Below are 16,879 nucleotides of genomic sequence, written 5' to 3' on the forward strand. Positions count from 1 at the left end.
AGGACGCCTGTTATGGGTTCTGTCATCAAGAAGCGCCGCAAGCGCATGTCCAAGAAGAAGCACCGCAAGATGCTGCGCCGCACCCGCGTGCAGCGTCGCAAGTTGGGCAAGTAAACCCAACAGCCCACGAATCCTCCGCACCGTGCCTTAGCGCGGCGGCGGAGGATTTCTGGTTTTAGTGCCGAAGCTGCTTCTACGCTGAGAGTGCTTCGCCGCGTACGCTGCTACTTCCGGAAATAGCGCCAGCCGCCATAGGAAAAGGCCGCAGTGACAAGCGCTGGGAGGCCGTAGGTGCGGATGGCGCGGCGGATGGAGCGATAGTCGCGGACGATCCAGCCGCGCTTCTCTGCAATGTTGCGCAGCTTGCGGTCCGGGTTGATGGCCACGGGGGTGCCCACCATGGTGAGCATGGGCATGTCATTGGCGGAGTCGGAGTAGGCGGTGCACCGGTCCAAATCGAGGCCCTCGATGGTAGCGAGGGCGGCCACGGCGTGCTTCTTACCTGGGCCGTGGAGGATATCGCCAACCAAGCGGCCGGTGAACTTGCCGTCTTCTACCTCCGCGACGGTGCCGAGGGCGCCGGTAAAGCCAAAGCGACGCGCCAAGACCTGGGCGAGCTGGACTGGGGTAGCGGTGACCAGCCACACCTGTTGGCCGGCGGCCAGATGCATCTCAGCGAGCTGCGTGGTGCCGGGGTACGCGCGGCGGGCGAGGGAGGCTTCGACGATTTCCTCGCAGAGATCGATAAGCTCGTCCACGCTGCGGCCTTTGACAAACTCCAATGCCTGCGCGCGGCCGGCGGCGACGTCCTTTGCATTCTCTGCGCCAGAAAGGCGGAATTTAAGCTGCTTCCAGGCAACCGGGAGTATCTCAGAGATGCGGATGTAGCGTCGGCGGGCGAGCCCAAATCCGAATTCCACCAAGGAGGAACCCTGAACGAGGGTATTGTCCACGTCGAAAAAGGCGGCGGCGCCCACGTCGACGGGGACGTCCGGATCCTGGGCCGTGATGCGCTGGGAGCCTGCGGCGTCATAAGAACCGGAGACGGAGGCTATGCCGGAGGCGAAGTCCTCGAGCTCGAGCCCGAATTCCTCTAAGGCGGCGGCAGCGGCCGCCTCACCTGCGGCGCGCTGTTCTTCCTCGCCCAAGGGGGCCAGCGCCTGGTTTTCTAAAAAGTTGCGCAGATTGCCGCGCGAGGCCGTCCAATTGGCCAAAAAGTCGCGGGGAGATTCGGGGAATCCGGGGGGAGGTAAAGCGGACACGAGTGGAATAAACAGCTTTCGCAAACGCGGGGTGGACTAACATGTCCATAGTAAACGTTTTCCCCGTCTGCGTCCTTATGAGGAGAATCCCGCCCCTATGTCCCAGCATCTAGTTGAGCTCATGGTGCGCCCCACCTGCGGTTCCTGTAAACGGGTAAAAGAGCAGATTACCCCCGTTATCCAGGAGGCCGGTGCCCAGCTGGAAGTGCGCAACGTGGAAGATAGCCGCGAGCTCGAGATGGAATTCGGTGACCGCGTTCCCGTTGTAGTGATAGACGGAGAAGAATTCGCCTGCTGGGAAGTCGATAACGAAGAGTTGGCTGCGGAGCTGCGCTGACGATTCGGGTTCCGCGCCCACGCGGGGTAGTCTTTGGAACCATTGCGGTCAATCAAAAGGTTGAGGAGTGTGGAGCATGAGCGTGCTCGTTGTGGGAATGTCCCACCAATCGGCACCCGTGGCGTTGCTGGAAAAATTGAGTATGGACGATGTGGTGCAGCATTCCGCTTGCGGGCGGTTGGTTGACACCGAGTCCCTTACTGAGGCGATGATCATTTCCACGTGTAACCGCCTCGAGGTCTATACGGTGACCAATTCCTTCCACACCGGCGTGCAGGACGTCATCCGGGTGCTGCAGGAAGTCTCCCACGTCGATGAGGAAGAGCTGCGCAATTACCTTTACGTGCGCTATGCCGATGCCGCCGCGGAACACCTCATGTCCGTTACCTCCGGCCTGGATTCGATGGTGGTGGGCGAGCAACAGATCATCGGTCAGGTGCGTTCTGCCTACCAGTCCGCCTCCGAGCAGGGCACGGTTGGCCCGCGCATCCACGCCTTGGCGCAGTCCGCGCTGCGTGCCGGCAAGCGCGTGCACTCGGAGACGGAGATCGATAAGGCCGGCGTCTCAATGGTGACTTTCGCCTTTGACCAGGCGCTGCAGCGCCTGAATGCGGAGGATCTGCAGGGCAAGTCCGCGCTCGTGCTCGGCGCCGGGGCGATGGCCTCGCTTGCGGCCACCCACGCGGGCCGGCTGGGCATCGGCGAGCTGGTGATTGCCAACCGCACCCGCGAGCGCGCCGAGCGCCTCGCCGGCCACGCTGAGGAGGCCGGCGTGCGCACCCGCGTGGTGGACTTTCAGGACCGCGCCACCGCGCTTGCCGATGTCGACCTCGCCATCTCCGCCACCGGCGCCGAGGGCTTTACCATTACCGCGGCCGACATCCCGCCCGCGCACCCGCTGATGTTCATTGACCTCTCCCTCCCACGCGATATCGATGACGCGGCAACGAAAATCGATGACGTGGATTTGGTGAATATCGAGCGCCTGAGCAAGTCCCTGTCTGCGGCCGCCACCGATGTTGCGGCTGGCACGGACCCGCACGAGCAGGCCCGCGCCATCGTGGATGAGGAGCTCGCCGCCTATACCTCCGCCCAGCGCGTGCGCGATGTGGCGCCGGCTGTCAGCGCCCTGCACCGCCGCGCGGCGGACCTCGTGGAGTGCGAGGCGGCTCGCCTGCAGCAAAAGCACCCGGAGCTAGAGGGCAAGCAGCTTGCCGATGTCCAAGGCGCCCTCAAGCGCGTCGCCGACAAGCTGCTGCATGAACCGACGGTGCGGGCGAAGAAGCTGGCGGCATCGGATAGCAGTTTTAGCAGCGAAAATGCCCTGCAGGAACTCTTTGGCCTGCAGCTGGAAGGCTCCGGCGTTGCCGTGGCCGTCAATGAATTGCCCACGCTGAATAAGGAGGCGTAAATGTTCCAGATTGGTACCCGTGGCTCCAAGCTCGCCACCACCCAGGCAGGACACGTCCGCGATTGGCTTATCGATGCCGGATTCGATTCCGAACTCCACATCGTCACCACCGCCGGCGATACCAATATGGCCCCGGTCGAGCGCATCGGCGTGGGCGTATTCACCCAGGCGCTGCGTGAGGCGCTGTACCGCGGCGAATGCGATATCGCCGTGCATTCCTTCAAGGACCTGCCCACGGCCGAGGATGACCGCTTCCGCCTGGTCATCCCGCAGCGCCAGGACAGCCGCGAGGTGCTGGTTGCCCGCGATGGGATGACCTTGATGCAACTGCCAGAGGGCGCGCGGGTAGGAACCTCGGCGCCGCGCCGCATCTCCCAGCTGGCCGCCTTGCGCCCGGACCTGGAGATCCGCCCGCTGCGCGGCAATATCGATACCCGCATGTCCAAGGTGACCGACGGCGAGCTTGATGCCGTGGTGCTGGCCTATGCCGGCCTGCTGCGCGGCGGCTACGAGGATCGGGCGAGCGATATCTTCGATCCAGAATTATTCATGCCTGCCCCAGCCCAGGGTGCACTGGCCATCGAGGCCGCCGCCGGCACCGAGGCGGCCGCGGCATTAGACGCCATTGTTGATTATCAAGCCACCTCCGCCGCCCTTGCCGAGCGCGCCGTTCTCGCCCGCCTCGAGGCGGGCTGTACCGCGCCCGTGGCCGCTACGTCCCGCTGGAACGGCGATCAACTCACGGTGCGCGGCGGCGTCTTTGCGCTGGATGGTTCCCGCCAATTGACCGCCACCGCCTCCGGCGCTGCGATGGACGCAGCGGAAGCGGCGGAGTTGGGCACGCGGGTCTCTGATGAGCTTTTCGCCCAAGGCGCGGCCGACCTGCTAGGTCAGTAATTTCTACTTTAAGCGCTAATAATTTAAGGTGTAGATACCATAGATCATTTTTTGCAATGATACCCGGCCCCCTTTAAGGGCATCCCAGGACGTCGCGCCTGGGATTTTGGCCGTTATGACCTTGATACCCACCGACGGCGCGGGGAGAAACACTGCAGGCGATCATGTCCGTGTGCGGTGCCGCGGGCCCAGATCTAGAAAAGAACTTTATGAGCAATGCTGTGTCAGACACCCAGTTGGGCAAGATCGTCTTCGTGGGCGCTGGTCCGGGAAACCCAGACCTGCTGACCGTCCGCGCCCGCGAAGTTCTGGCCAATAACGCTATCGCCGTGGCCGATCCGCAGGTCATGCAGGGCGTGCGCGATGCCGTCGCCACCGCGCTGCCCGTCCCGCAAGAGCTGCTCGACGCCGCGGAAGAGGAATACGCGCAGATGTGCGCCGATGCCAAGGCCAAGGGCGCGCGCCGCAAGCCGCCCCGCCCGCCGGCGCCGACCGCCGCGGTTATCTATGCACCGGGCGAGGACATCGTGAGCCAGCTGCGCGAGTGCCTTGCCGAGGCCGATGGCGAGGATGTCATCCGCCTCGTGACCGGCAACCCGCTCAACCGCGAATCCATCAAGGCCGAGATCAACGCCGTGGCTTCCGCCGGCCTGGAGTTCCAGGTCGTGCCGGGCATGTCCCTGCCCTCAACCGTGCCGTCTTTTGCCGGGCTAGCCTTGGGCTCGACGTACACAGAGGCCGATGTCACCGATGGCGCCGACTGGGACGCGCTCGCCAATGCCACCCAGCCCATCGTCTTGCAGGCCACCAAGGAAGACTTGGCGGAGATTTCCACCGAGCTGCAGCAGCGCGGCATGCCGGCGGAAACCGAGGCATTTGTGACCGTCCACGGCACCACGCGTCTGCAGCGCACGTACGAGACGACGCTGGGGACCATCCCCAAGCTGGACGCGGACCTGTCCGGCCCGCTGGTGGTGACGCTCGGCCGCAGCATCGATGACCGCACCAAATACTCGTGGTGGGAAAACCGCCCGCTCTACGGTTGGCGCGTGCTAGTTCCGCGCACCAAGGAACAGGCCGGGCCCATGTCCGCGCGCCTGGCCGGCTACGGCGCCATCCCGCAGAACGTGCCGACGATTTCCATCGAGCCGCCGCGCAACCCGGCGCAGATGGACCGCGCCATCAAGGGCATCGTCGAGGGCCGCTACAAGTGGATCGTCTTTACCTCCGTCAACGCCGTGACCGCCGTGTGGGATAAGATTTCCCAGCTCGGCCTGGATGCGCGCGATTTTGCCGGCGTGCATCTTGCCGCCGTGGGCACCAAGACCGCCGATGCCATCCGCGCCAAGGGCATGGTGCCGGAGCTTTTGCCGCACAAGAAGAAGCAAAACGCCGAAGGGCTGCTCGAGGTTTTTCCCAATTACGTCGAGGACATCGACGCCGTCAGCCGCGTTCTCCTGCCGCGCACCGATATCGCCGCCGATACGCTTGTCGATGGCCTCCAAGCCCTCCAGTGGGACGTCGACGACGTCGTGGCCTACCGCACCGTGCGCGCCGCCCCGCCCTCGGCAGAAATCCGCGACATGATCAAGACCGGCGGCTTCGACGCCGTGGCCTTTACCTCCGGTTCCACCGTGCGCAACCTGGTGGGCATCGCCGGCAAGCCGCACCAACGGACGATCATTGCGTGCATCGGGCCATCGGCAAGCGCAGCAGCAGAAGAGCTGGGCCTGCGCGTTGATGTCGTGCCGGATGTTGCGGACGTGCCCGCGCTTGTCGATGCCCTCGCCAGCCACGTCGCCGCCCTCCGCGCCGCCGGTAACCTGCCCGCGCCCCGCAAGAAGCGTCGCGCTCGCAAGAAGACTACTAAGGTCGAGAAGGCGTAAGTTTTTAGTCTCGCTCTAAGGAGTACCCAATGAGCTCATTTCCTGCCCGCCGCCCCCGTCGCCTGCGCTCCACGCCGCAGATGCGCAACCTCGTCGCCGAAACCACGCTGCGTCCATCGGACTTAATTCTGCCGATGTTTATCGCAGACGGCCTCGATGAGCCGAATGAGATTTCTTCCATGCCCGGCGTGTACCAGCACACTTTTGACTCGCTGCGCCGCGCGACCGAGGAGGCCCTCGAGGCCGGGGTTACCTGCGTGGATCTGTTCGGCGTGCCGCTGGACAAGGACAAGGACGCCACCGGCTCCGTGGCCTGGAATCCCGACGGCATTTTGAACCGCGGCATCGCCGCCCTGCGCGAGGAATTTGGCGATGACCTCATCATCATGGCCGATACCTGCCTCGACGAGTTCACCTCGCACGGGCACTGCGGTGTCCTCGATGACCAGGGCCGCGTGCTTAACGATGAATCCGTCCAGCTCTACCAAAAGATGGCCCGCTCCCAGGCCGAAGCCGGCGCTCAGATCATTTCGCCGTCTGGCATGATGGACGGCCAGGTTGCCGCCATCCGCGCCGATCTCGATGAGGCCGGGCGCGACGACGTCTCCATCATGGCCTACTCCGCGAAGTACGCCTCCGCCTTCTTCGGACCGTTCCGCGAGGCCGTCGGTTCCTCCCTTGAGGGAGACCGCCGCACCTACCAGCAAGACCCGCGCAACTTCCGCGAATCCCTGCTGGAGGCCGAGCTCGATATCGAGGAGGGCGCCGACTTCGTCATGGTCAAGCCGGGCTTGCCGTATTTGGATGTCTTGTCCGCAATCGCGGAGACTTCCTCGGTACCCGTCGCCGTGTACCAAGTCTCTGGCGAGTACGCGATGATCAAGGCCGGCGCCGCCAACGGCTGGGTCGATGGCGAGGCCATCATGCTCGAGTCTCTTACCGCCTTCAAGCGTGCCGGTGCCGACCAGATCCTGACGTACTTCGCCACCGAAGCCGCACGCCTGCTCAAGTAAAGGATTTTTGTGACACAGCCTTCTTCTCGTCCGACGCCGCCGCCCGCTTCGCCGCCTTCGCCGCAGCAGCCGGGAGACCTGGGGCCGCAGCAGCCGGGCGACCCGCGCGGCCAGCAGGAGCCGCACCCCGGCACCCCGAGCCCACAACCGGGTGACCCGGGGGCGCAGCCTGGAGATCTGCTAGGCAAGAAGGAGCCACAGCCGGGCAACCCAGGCCCACAGCCAGGCGACCCGCGACCACAGCACGGTCAACAGGAGCCGCAACCGGGCGCTCCAGGGGCACAGCCCGGGGATCCGCGTGGCCAGCAGGGGCAACAACCCGGAACCCCGGGGCCGCAGCGCGATAAGCAGCGTGAGCCTCAACGAGAATCGCGGCCCAAGCCGGAGCCCGGCAAACCGCGCGGCCAGCAGGGGAAGCCGAGTCCGAATCAAACTGGCGGCGGCCGGCAGGGCGGCAAGGACGCGAAGGGCGGTTCCAAGCGCCCCGAGACCGTGGTCTACATGCTGTGGCTATGGCTGGGCGTCGTCGTCGGCGAGACAGTTCACCAGATCCTCAACGTGGTGCTGACCCTGCTCAACCACGATGTGCTCATGGCGCAGGCCAAGCAAATGGTCGAAAGCACCTCGGGTGGCGAAGACGGCGAGGAAGTATCGGATTCCTTTATCGAAATGGCCGCCTATGGATCGGTGGCGCTGTCGGCTGCCATTGCCGTCGGCGTGCTGGTGCTGCTGCTGTTTTTGCTGAAGTCGCTGGCGGGGCCATCAAAACGCGCGGGCACCTCGCGCCGCATCTGGTTCGCCTTTTCCATTTACTTTGGCTTCCGCATCCTGCTGACCTTCATGGTCACGCCCGCGGGTGCCGACGTCCCCGACTGGCTCTTCGCCTCCGACGGCATGGTGCAAATCCTGGTCGGCGTCGCCGCCGTATTAGGTCTTATTTTCTCCATAAAGCCCGAGACCCTCGACTACACCGGCGAGCTGGAGCAAATGCGCGAGCTGGAAAAGGAACTCGAACAGGCGCGCCGGGATAAAGAGCGCGAGAAGCGCGAAAAGCAGGAGGCCAAGGAGAAAGACGCCCAAGAGAAGGACGCCAAGCAAAAGGACCCCAAAGATAAAGTCGGTCGCAATCAGCCTCCGCGGAATTCCGGCTCCCAAAACAGGGGCGATGACCACAAGGCCAACCGATGACCAGCATGTTCCCCGGCCACGGCCGGCGCGATGATGATCGGAACGGCGGTTCTGCGGATAAGAATCATCGCCCGGGGCCCCGTGACTATAACCGCCCTGTGCAGCACACCACCCAGGATCAAGACTTGTCCGTGTGGCCGCGCCCGCTCCAGTGGGCGTATTGGGTTCTCGTTGTTGCAGCCGTCATCATGCTGGTCAGCGGCATGGTCGGCATCTTCGGCGGAGGCGGCGAGCAGATGGAGCCTTCGGATTCGCGCATCGCCGAGTACGTGCGGTCGAACCGCCTATTCGTCTCGGTATTTAATATCATCGGCGCGATCCTTCTGGCGCTCTTTTCCGCGCAACTCGCCAACGGATCGAAGTGGGCGCGCCGTATTATCTCCGTCGTCATTGCGATTGCCCTCTTCTTCAATATCGCGGCCCTAGCGCTTGGCATTGGCGGGCTTGGCCTGCTGATTATCGCCGTGACGCTGCTAATCGCGGTGGTTCTGCTCTTCCGGCCCCAGTCCAACCGGTTTATCGCCCACCGCAGCCTCCACGGGCGCGACTGACGTGCGCGGCAAATTAGCCCCTGCTCCAACTTTTGATTCATAATGAGGGGTATGTCTCGACTTAACCGCGCCCCCATTATCGATGCCGCCCTCGGCCGCACCCCCTCCCGCCCGCCAGTGTGGTTGATGCGTCAAGCTGGTCGCTCCCTGCCGGAGTACCGCGCCGCCCGCGAGGGCATCAGCATGCTGGACTCTTGCTTCATGCCGGAACTCCTCGCAGAAATCACCCTGCAACCGGTGCGCCGCCACGACGTGGACGCGGCCATCCTCTTCTCCGATATCGTCGTCCCGCTCAAGGCCGCCGGCGTCAACGTCGACATCGTGCCCGGCCGCGGGCCGGTGATGGAGAAGGCGGTGAGGGAGAAGGGGGACATCGGCAAGCTGCCTATCCTTGATACCGACGTGCCCGAAGTCGCCCAAGGCATTGCGGGCATCCTCGGCGAGCTTACCGAGACCCAAGCGCTCATCGGGTTCGTCGGCGCGCCATTTACCCTGGCCAGCTACCTCATTGAGGGCGGGCCGTCCAAGAACCACGAGCGCACCAAGGCGCTCATGCACGCCGAGCCCGAGACGTGGCACATGCTCATGCGCCGGCTCGTGCCCACCATCATTAATTTCCTGCGGGTGCAGGTCGATGCCGGCATCGACGCCATGCAGCTTTTCGATTCCTGGGCCGGCTACCTCAACGAGCGTGACTACCGCGAGTTCGTGCTGCCATATTCGCAGGAAATCCTCGCCAGCGTCGATATTCCGCGCATCCACTTCGGCGTGGGCACCGGGGAGCTGCTACAGGCGATGTCCGAAGCCGGCTCCGAGGTCATGGGCGTGGACTACCGCGTGGCCATGGACGCCGCCGCCCAGCGCGTGAACTCGCGCGTGCTGCAGGGCAACCTCGACCCGGCGCTGCTTTTTGCCGGCGACGATGCCGTGCGCCAGGCCGTGCGCACCATCCGCGGCGAGGTGGAGCGCGCCCAGCAGCGCGGCGATATCGACACCCACATCTGGAACCTTGGGCACGGGGTGCTGCCCACCACCGACGCGGAGGCCATCACCCGCGCCGTATCCATCATTCACGAGGAGGGCTAAATGCGTATTGCCATCATCGGTGCCGGCCTCGCCGGCCTTACCGCCGCCTACGAACTGCGTGATCACGACGTCGAGGTTTTCGAGGCCGCCGGGCGCATTGGCGGCAAGCTGTATTCCGTGCCGTTTAATGACGGCCCCACCGACATGGGCGCCGAGGCCTTCCTCGCCCGGCGGCGCGATGCGGTGGAGTTCTTCCACTCCCTCGGCCTTGCCGGCAGTTTAGTTGACCCGTCAGGTTTGCGCTCGCTGGTCTACAGCGGGGAGCTCAAGGCCCTGCCGCAGGGCGGGGTGATGGGCATTCCGTCGCATTCCGCGCCGGTCGCGCACCTGGTTTCGGAGGAGACGGCGCGGCGCATCGATAACGAGCAGCCCTTCGAGTGGACCGTGGGCGGCGACGTTTCGGTCGGTGAGTTGGTGCGTCAACAATACGGCGGCGACCTGGTGGACCGCGTGGTTTCCGCGCTGCTGGGCGGGGTGTACTCATGCACCGCCGATGACCTGGGCCTGCGCGCCACCATCCCCACGCTTGCCGATGCCCTCGATTCCCTCGCCGCCTCCCACCCCGTCACCCTTTCTGCGGCCGTGCGCTCCCTTGAGGAAGCCCGTGCGGATAACCCCAGCGGTTCCGGGCCCGTTTTCCAGACCTTCCGCGGTGGCTACGCCGAGGTTTACGAGACCCTGGCGGAAAAATCCGACGCGAAGATTTTCGTTGACACGTTCATTTCTGGCATCACGCGCAATGGCGATAAGTTCCACCTGACCGGCGCGCCGGGCGATACCGCGCCCTTCGACCGCGTGCTGGTAGCTACACCAGCACCGACCGCCGCGCGTCTGCTGCCCAAGGTGGCTCCGGATGCGGCGACGCGGTTGAAGGGGGTGAAGCTGGCGGCATCGGCAGTCGTGGGCCTCAAATTCGAATCCGACACCGATCCCTCCGGCACCGCGCTGCCGCAAAACTCCGGCATCCTCGTCGCCACCGACCAAGATGACGTGCATGCAAAGGCGTTTACGTTGTCATCGCGCAAGTGGCCCCACCTGGCAGAGCGCGGCGGAGCGTTGGTGCGCGCCTCGTTCGGCCGGTTCGGCGACGACGCCATCGTCCGCGCCGAGGAAGACGACCTCGTGGACTACGCCCTCGATGACCTGCAGCACCTGACCGGCTTCGACGGCCGCGCGGCTGGCGTTGCCGAAATCTTCACACAGCGCTGGTTCGGCGGCCTGCCCCGCTTTGATTCCACCCACCTCGACACCGTGGCCGCCGTGCGCGATGCCTTATCCCAGTCCCCAGGCGTCGACGTCACGGGTGCCTGGGCCGGCGGCGTGGGCGTGCCTGCGGTCATCGCGGATGCGCGCGCTGCCGCCGCCCGCATCGCTGGCAGCTAGCTCGCGTGGCTGGGCGGCTGGGACCCGCATCGAGCATCAGAAGCTGGCCTCGGCTGCAACTAGCGCCGGCTGCAACTGGTGCCGGTCGCACCTAGCGAAGTTGGTGGCTGGCGCTGCCGGTAGTTAAGAATCGCCGGCGGTCCCGCGCCTGAACCGTGTCGCGGTCCGGAGCTGGAGCGCGACGGTTTTGGGCATGCCTAAACAGGCAGCAGGGTTACTGCTGCCTGAACAGGCGTTTGCGGCCGATTCCGCGCGTGCGGAAACCTGACATGCGCGCAGATAATTGGCATGTGCGAGGACCTGTCCCTCTCCCAAGAATGGCGGCGGGACCTGGGCGCTAGGTGCGAATACTAGGTTCCGGCGCTGGGGCCGGGCACGGCATCGGGCACGGCATCGGCCCAGGGCGGTTGCCACACCACCCGCCCGCGCCTGCGGGTGAGGCGACCGCGGCGAGGTGGGGCATTCGGGTCATCGTCGTTGACGCCGTTGTGGTACGGGCAGCAGGCCGCGAGGTTGGCCATATTGGTATCGCCGCCGTGCTGCCAGGCTTCGAGGTGGTGGATTTGGCACTTATCCGCGGGATAGTTGCACCGCGGCCACGGGCAGACGGGGTTTTCAGCGGCGGCCATGAGCCGCTGCTTCTCGTTGGCCATGCGCTCGGTGCGGTAGAGGTTCACCGCGCCCTCGAAGGGATGCACGAGGGTGATAAGGCCGCGCTCGGAAAGGGTGCGCGCGACCAATTCGGCGCCGGTCAGCCGCGCCCCGTTGGTGAGCTGGATGGTGATTTCTTCGCCGTCACCATCGATGATGCGGTCGAGCTCGTCGAGCGTGATGATCGCATTGGTCGTCACCGTGGGGCGCGGGGCGGCGGAGCCGGAGAAAAGGCCCGCGACGGAGTCTAAGGGCGCATCTTCGTCCAGGTTGGACTCCAAGTCAGCGATGAGGGCGGAGGGCCCAGTAATCGCGAGCGTCCACGGCGCATCCTTGCGGCGGCGAATGCGGACGCCGGGGCGCGGCGGGGTGGGCGGATTAATCTCACGCAGCTTCTTGCGCGCGAGCTTTTCCATCTCATCGGTATCCGCGGCGGTGCGGCAGAGCTCCACCCTCAGCTGCCACGCCTGGCGCTTGGTCTTGGCGCGCGTGGCGTAGCGCTCGATGACCTCGAGCGTTGGCAGCGCGTGGGCGCGTTCGCGGGCGGCGGCCACGGCGCGGCGTTGTTGCCGGGAAAAGGAGGTGGGGGAGAAGAAGGCATCGGCAAGCGTGAGCAGCGTGCGCGCCGTCCGATTCGGCGCACCGGCCGCGCGCAGCTCGCGGGCGGACATGCCTGCGCACCCGGCGACGATGTCGATGCCGGGCGCCAGGGCCGCGAGGTATGCCTGAAGTGCTGTCATGCCCCGCAGCTTAAGGTGATAGCGCAACTAAAGCGCGGCGCGCGGGCGCAGCCTGTGGATAATTCGGCCCAAAGGCGCTAAAAAGCCGCGGTTCGTTGACGCGACATGTGAATAACTAGCCCTTATTGCGGAAAACGAAGATGGATGAGAAGTCCTGGTTTCCGTGGCCCATGTCCTGCATCTCGGCGAAGCGCTCGATGGCGGCGGACACGGTGGGCAGGGGCTTATCGGAGGTCTTCTCCATGAGCTTGGCGTCCTTGGCCAGGGCGTCGACGGTGAAATCGCCGGGGTCGGTATTGCGCTCGCCGGTGATGAACGGGCCTTTCATATTGGACATGAACGACAGGCCAGTGATGTCGAGCATCTGCAGGATTACCTCGGAATCGAGACCCTCGGACTCGCCGAGCTGCAGGGCCTCGAGCAGGCCTTCGGCGGTCACGGCTAGGGCAAGGTTGGCCAGCAGCTTGCCGATGGCCGCCGTCGCCGCCGTTTCCACCCCAATCAGCTTCTCTTCGCCGGCCCAGGCCTCGGCAAGGCCGAGGGCGACCTCGCGGCGGTCATCGTCGGGCGTGCCAACATAAACGCCCAGGTTGCCCTCGCGCGCCGGGCCCAGCGAGCCCACGACGGGGGAGTGGACGTAGGAGTCGACGGCGGCGGCGAACTCGCGGGCATCGTCAGGCGAGACCGTCGTAGTGTCGATCCAGGTAATGCCCTCGGGGATAAGCTGCGGCTCGATGATCACCTCGCGGATCTGGTCGGGGCCGAAGAGGGAGGTGATGATGACCTCGGCGCCCTCGATGGCCGCGGCGGGGGTATCGGCGCGCGCCGCGCCCTCGTCCACGAGGGGTTGCGCGCGCTCGGCGGTGCGGTTCCACACCGTCAGCTCGTGCTCAGAGAGTAGGTGGCGGGCAAGCTCGGTGCCCATGCGTCCGGTTCCTAAAAATGCGATCTTCATACCTCCCCAGTGTGCCATCTCAGCGTGAATGCCGTTTTCTATGACGTATCACGGAACCTCAGGGAACGTTGGCGGGTTGCTGTGAATTCCACCGACATGCACAGTCAAACTTTTGTATGGCGCGCGAGTCGCTAGAATGACAGACATGCCTAATACTTCCCAGTCGCAACAGTGGTTCGAGCGTTCCTCCAAAGTCATCCCGGGCGGGGTGAACTCGCCGGTGCGCGCTTTCGGCTCCGTGGGCGGCCAGGCCCGCGTGATTGAGCGGGGCGAGGGATCGCGCCTGTGGGATGTCGACGGCAATGAGTACGTCGACCTCGTGAGCTCCTACGGCCCGATGATCCACGGCAATGCGCACCCGGAAATCGTCGAGGCCGTGCAGCAGGCTGCCACCGGCGGGCTGAGCTTCGGCACGCCGACGGAGGGTGAGGCGCTGCTGGCGAAGGAAATCGTCAAGCGCACTGCGGCCGATAAGGTGCGCATGGTTAACTCCGGCACGGAGGCGACCATGTCGGCGGTGCGTTTGGCCCGCGGTTACACCGGCCGCGCGAAGGTGCTGAAGTTTGAGGGTTGCTACCACGGGCACGTGGATGCGCTGTTGGCATCGGCAGGCTCGGGCGTGGCGACGTTCGGCCTGCCGGATTCGCCGGGCGTGACGGGTGCGACGGCGAAGGACACCATCGTCGTTCCTTATAACGATCTGGATGCGGTGCGCGAGGCCTTCGCGGAGAACGAGGGGCAGATTGCCTGCATCATTGCGGAGGCCTCTGCCGGCAATATGGGCACCGTGGCTCCGAATGAGGGTTTCAACGCGGCGCTGAAGGAAATCGCGCATGCCGATGGCGCCCTGCTCATCCTCGACGAGGTTATGACCGGCTTCCGCACCTCCTATAAGGGCTGGTACGGCGTCGATGGCGTGGCGGCGGACCTGGTGACCTTTGGCAAGGTGGTTTCCGGTGGCCTGCCGGCTGCGGCCTTTGGCGGTCGCGCCGAGGTCATGGACTACCTGGCGCCGGATGGTCCGGTCTACCAGGCGGGCACCTTGTCCGGTAACCCGGTGGCGATGGCCTCGGGCCTGAAGTCGCTGCAGCTTGCCGATGAATCCCTCTACCCCCGCCTGCAAGAAAAGGCCGACCAGCTCGGCGCGATGATTTCTTCCGCGCTGGAGGCCGAGGGCGTGGCGCACCACATTCAGCGCGCGGCATCCATGTTCTCCATTCGCTTCGCAGAGGGCGAGGGCCGCAACTTCGCGGATATGCAGGCCGCGGAGAACTTCCGCTTTGCCCCGTTCTTCCACGCGCTGCTTGAAAACGGCATCTACGTGGCACCGAGCGCGTTCGAGACCTGGTTCGTCTCTGATGCTCTTGGCGATGCCGACTTCGAGCGCATCGATGCCGCCCTCAAGCCTGCCGCGAAGGCCGCGGCCGCAGCGCGTCCCGCACAATAAGGCCTGCGTAACTAGGCCTGCTCAATAAGGAGAGACATGACACGCACCATCGTTCACCTCGTGCGCCATGGCGAGGTACACAACCCGGGCAAGATCCTGTACGGGCGCATCCCGGGCTATCACCTATCCTCGCGCGGGCGTTCCATGGCCGCGCGGACGGCGGAAAGCTTCCGCGATCATGATGTGACCTATTTGGCGGCCTCGCCGCTGCAGCGCGCGCAGGAAACGGCGCGGCCGATTGCGCAGGTGACGGGGCTAAATGTGGACGTCGATAAGACGCTCATCGAGTCCGGTAACCAATTCGAGGGCCTGCGCACCAAGGGTTTGCGCTCGGCGCTGTGGAACCCGCGGCACTGGCCGAAGATGGTCAACCCGCTGGAGCCGTCGTGGGGTGAGGCGTATGAGGGCATCGCCGAGCGCATGCTCGGTGCGGTCGACCGCGCGCATACCGCGGCGGAGGGGCATGAAGCCGTGCTGGTGAGTCACCAGCTGCCCATCGTGATGGTGCAGCGCACGGTGCTGGGCCAGCGCCTGCCGCATGCGCCGTGGAACCGCGAGTGCGCGTTGGCCTCGGTAACCTCGCTGCTTTTTGAGGATAACCAGGTCACCGATATCTTCTACTCCTCGCCGGCGCAGGAGATTTAATGGCACGTACACGCACCCGTGCGGCAACGCGCGTTGTGGCAGCCGCGCTTTCTATAACCGCCCTGACCTTGACCGCCTGCACGCAGGACGCCGAGAACGCGCAGAACGCGGTGGCCACCGGCGGCGAATTCGAATTCATCTCCCCGGGCGGGGAGCGGGAAATCCACTACGAGGAAGCCGATAGGAAACCGCTGCGCAGTTTCAGCGGCGCCGATGTCCGCGATACGAATAAGACCATTTCCTTGGATGACTACGAGGGTGAAGTCGTGGTCTTGAATTCCTGGGGCCAGTGGTGCGCGCCGTGCCGCGCTGAGGCCGATGACCTGCAGGCAGTGCACGCAGAGCTGCAAAAACGCGACCTGGGTACCGTCTTAGGCATCAACGTGCGCGACTATAACCCGCAGGTATCCAATGACTTCTTGGACGATAACGGGCTGGAGTACCCCTCCATCTATGACCCGCCGTTTAAGACGGCCGCGGCGCTCGGCGGCGTGCCTACGTCCGTGGTGCCGACCACGATCGTCTTGGATAAACAACACCGTCCGGCTACCGTTTTCTTGCGGTCCATCACTACCGATGACGTGATGGATGTTGTGGATAAGTTAGAAAAGGAATAAATGGATTACGCAGCAAATATCGGCGGCCAGTTTGCCGAAGCTGCCACCTCCGGCCCGTTGATCCTCGGCATCCTCGCCGCGGCTCTGGCGGGTCTCGTCAGCTTTGCCAGCCCCTGCGTCATCCCGCTGGTGCCCGGCTATATCTCGTACCTCGCCAGCGTGGTTGGCGGTGAGGTGAGCTATGACGAGAAGCTGGGGGTGGGCGTCGGCAAGCGCAGGCAATGGGCCGTCGTGCTGGCGGCAGCGCTGTTCATCTTGGGCTTTACCGTGGTCTTTGTGCTGGCGACGGTCTCGGTCTTTGGCGCGATTTCCGCGCTCACGCTCAACGCCGATACGCTGATGCGCGTGGGCGGCGGCGTCACCATCTTGATGGGCGTGGTTTTCCTGGGCGCGATTCCGGCGCTGCAGAAAGACACGCGCTTGGCGCCAAAGCGCTGGACCACGTGGCTGGGCGCGCCACTTTTGGGCGGCGTGTTCGCGCTGGGCTGGACGCCGTGCCTGGGACCCACGCTGGCGGCGATTGTGTCCATTTCCGCCGGTACCGAAGGCGTGACCGCCGCCCGCGGCGCCCTGCTCATCGTGGGCTATTGCCTGGGCCTTGGCCTGCCGTTCCTGCTGGTGGCGCTGGGATCCGCCCGGGCGATGCGCACCATCTCGTGGGCCCGCAAGCACTCGCGCACCATTCAGATTATTGGCGGCGTGGCGATGATCCTCGTGGGCGTTGCCCTGATTACCGGCCTGTGGGGCGAGTTTATTTCCTATATCCAGAAATGGACCGTGGACTACGGCGCAACCCTCATTTAGGAGAAA

General features: G+C 64.8%; 17 protein-coding genes. 14 read left to right on the forward strand and 3 right to left on the reverse strand.

Annotation, left to right across the window (positions count from 1 at the left end):
* The first annotated feature begins 12 nt into the window (after positions 1–12).
* A complete protein-coding gene (locus ACLI1Q_RS01460) occupies positions 13–114 on the forward strand; it encodes a 30S ribosomal protein bS22 (RefSeq protein WP_003855542.1) in 102 nt (33 codons plus the stop codon).
* Between the two features lie 110 nt (positions 115–224).
* On the opposite strand, the gene ACLI1Q_RS01465 is transcribed toward ACLI1Q_RS01460, so the two are convergent.
* Positions 225–1,262, reverse strand: coding sequence for an HAD family hydrolase (locus ACLI1Q_RS01465; protein WP_284772075.1), 1,038 nt, complete (start codon positions 1,260–1,262; stop codon positions 225–227).
* A gap of 97 nt (positions 1,263–1,359) precedes the next feature.
* Here ACLI1Q_RS01465 and ACLI1Q_RS01470 point away from each other — a divergent pair, with 97 nt between their 5' ends.
* The 9 genes from ACLI1Q_RS01470 (at position 1,360) to ACLI1Q_RS01510 (ending at position 11,014) form a co-directional block, all read left to right on the forward strand.
* The gene (locus tag ACLI1Q_RS01470; RefSeq protein ID WP_239268840.1) at positions 1,360–1,599 is read left to right on the forward strand and encodes a glutaredoxin family protein; all 240 of its coding nucleotides are present in this window, start codon (positions 1,360–1,362) and stop codon (positions 1,597–1,599) included.
* A gap of 76 nt (positions 1,600–1,675) precedes the next feature.
* Entirely contained in the window at positions 1,676–3,010 is a 1,335-nt protein-coding gene (locus tag ACLI1Q_RS01475) for a glutamyl-tRNA reductase (protein ID WP_284772076.1), read from the forward strand.
* Complete coding sequence (gene hemC, locus ACLI1Q_RS01480; protein ID WP_284772077.1) at positions 3,011–3,907, forward strand: hydroxymethylbilane synthase; 897 nt, start codon at positions 3,011–3,013, stop codon at positions 3,905–3,907.
* 164 nt (positions 3,908–4,071) lie between these two features.
* Positions 4,072–5,793, forward strand: a complete 1,722-nt coding sequence (locus ACLI1Q_RS01485) for a uroporphyrinogen-III synthase (RefSeq protein WP_284772078.1) — start codon at positions 4,072–4,074, stop codon at positions 5,791–5,793.
* Positions 5,794–5,822: 29 nt separating this feature from the next.
* Complete coding sequence (gene hemB / locus ACLI1Q_RS01490; protein WP_284772079.1) at positions 5,823–6,806, forward strand: porphobilinogen synthase; 984 nt, start codon at positions 5,823–5,825, stop codon at positions 6,804–6,806.
* A gap of 9 nt (positions 6,807–6,815) precedes the next feature.
* Complete coding sequence (locus ACLI1Q_RS01495) at positions 6,816–7,994, forward strand: hypothetical protein (protein WP_284772080.1); 1,179 nt, start codon at positions 6,816–6,818, stop codon at positions 7,992–7,994.
* Positions 7,991–8,545 (forward strand): tellurium resistance protein TerC, encoded by a 555-nt coding sequence (locus tag ACLI1Q_RS01500; RefSeq protein ID WP_284772081.1) that lies wholly within the window; start codon positions 7,991–7,993, stop codon positions 8,543–8,545. Before ACLI1Q_RS01495 ends, ACLI1Q_RS01500 begins: the two co-directional genes overlap by 4 nt.
* Before the next feature lie 51 nt (positions 8,546–8,596).
* Positions 8,597–9,631, forward strand: a complete 1,035-nt coding sequence (gene hemE, locus ACLI1Q_RS01505; RefSeq protein WP_284772082.1) for a uroporphyrinogen decarboxylase — start codon at positions 8,597–8,599, stop codon at positions 9,629–9,631.
* Positions 9,632–11,014 (forward strand): protoporphyrinogen oxidase, encoded by a 1,383-nt coding sequence (locus ACLI1Q_RS01510; RefSeq protein ID WP_284772083.1) that lies wholly within the window; start codon positions 9,632–9,634, stop codon positions 11,012–11,014.
* 350 nt (positions 11,015–11,364) lie between these two features.
* Here ACLI1Q_RS01510 and ACLI1Q_RS01515 read toward each other — a convergent pair whose 3' ends face one another.
* Complete coding sequence (locus ACLI1Q_RS01515) at positions 11,365–12,405, reverse strand: HNH endonuclease signature motif containing protein (RefSeq protein ID WP_284772084.1); 1,041 nt, start codon at positions 12,403–12,405, stop codon at positions 11,365–11,367.
* A 115-nt stretch (positions 12,406–12,520) separates the two neighbouring features.
* Positions 12,521–13,360, reverse strand: a complete 840-nt coding sequence (locus tag ACLI1Q_RS01520) for an NAD(P)-dependent oxidoreductase (RefSeq protein WP_411697038.1) — start codon at positions 13,358–13,360, stop codon at positions 12,521–12,523.
* A gap of 136 nt (positions 13,361–13,496) precedes the next feature.
* Here ACLI1Q_RS01520 and hemL point away from each other — a divergent pair, with 136 nt between their 5' ends.
* The 4 genes from hemL to ACLI1Q_RS01540 are packed head-to-tail and all read left to right on the forward strand — an operon-like array spanning position 13,497 to position 16,873.
* Complete coding sequence (gene hemL, locus ACLI1Q_RS01525; RefSeq protein ID WP_411697039.1) at positions 13,497–14,807, forward strand: glutamate-1-semialdehyde 2,1-aminomutase; 1,311 nt, start codon at positions 13,497–13,499, stop codon at positions 14,805–14,807.
* Between the two features lie 36 nt (positions 14,808–14,843).
* Positions 14,844–15,452, forward strand: coding sequence for a histidine phosphatase family protein (locus ACLI1Q_RS01530; protein ID WP_239268816.1), 609 nt, complete (start codon positions 14,844–14,846; stop codon positions 15,450–15,452).
* Positions 15,452–16,069 carry a TlpA disulfide reductase family protein gene (locus ACLI1Q_RS01535; RefSeq protein ID WP_239268812.1) on the forward strand — a complete coding sequence of 206 codons (618 nt, stop codon included), beginning with the start codon at positions 15,452–15,454 and terminating at the stop codon, positions 16,067–16,069. The genes ACLI1Q_RS01530 and ACLI1Q_RS01535 overlap by 1 nt, the downstream gene beginning before the upstream one ends.
* Positions 16,070–16,873, forward strand: a complete 804-nt coding sequence (locus ACLI1Q_RS01540; RefSeq protein ID WP_239268810.1) for a cytochrome c biogenesis CcdA family protein — start codon at positions 16,070–16,072, stop codon at positions 16,871–16,873. It begins immediately after the preceding gene.
* Positions 16,874–16,879: the final 6 nt, after the last annotated feature.

This window comes from Corynebacterium limaceinasi, assembly GCF_046717465.1.
In the GTDB taxonomy this organism is placed as follows: Bacteria; Actinomycetota; Actinomycetes; order Mycobacteriales; family Mycobacteriaceae; genus Corynebacterium.